The 511-nt window shown below is 27.6% G+C and carries 1 protein-coding gene; it reads left to right on the top strand.

The annotated features are described in order from the left end of the window. Nucleotides 1-99: 99 nt before the first annotated feature. A partial coding sequence (locus ACQY5W_RS13650) for a hypothetical protein (RefSeq protein ID WP_428025514.1) occupies nt 100-511 on the top strand: 412 nt, incomplete at its 3' end.

Below are 511 nucleotides of genomic sequence, written 5' to 3'. Positions count from 1 at the left end.
ATATAATTGTGTTAAATAAAAACTAATTGACAAGTTACATTTTTATAACAAACACATTACAATTATATTTGCCAGCCTTAAAATTTATCAAAGCCATAAATGAAGCCTAAATCTAAAACAAAAACTTCTAAGTCTCGTATACAGTTATTACATCAGTATTATGCTTATACTGGGTTTTATACGTTTGTTTGGAATGCTGTTAAAAAAGCAATTCCATATATAATACTAATTGTTTTTGCCGTTTATACTTTAAATCATTTCTTTAATATTAATGATGCTTTGGTAAAACTAACTCAAGTATTGCCAGCTTATGGTGTATTAACATTCTTTTTTGCTTCAGAAACCTTATTAGGTCTTGTTCCACCTGAAATATTTATTGCCTGGGCAGGAAAAATGAATAATCCTTGGGGATATTTAACTCTTTTAGCATTTATATCTTATTTTGGAGGCTTAGTGTCTTATTATATCGGATATATAATCACCAAAATTCCATCTTTTCATAATTACCTTG

It is taken from the genome of Arcobacter sp. (assembly GCF_050300555.1).
Lineage (GTDB): Bacteria > Campylobacterota > Campylobacteria > Campylobacterales > Arcobacteraceae > Arcobacter.
The sequence above is the reverse complement of the archived record's forward strand: the minus strand, read 5'-3'. Positions and strand labels throughout refer to the sequence as shown.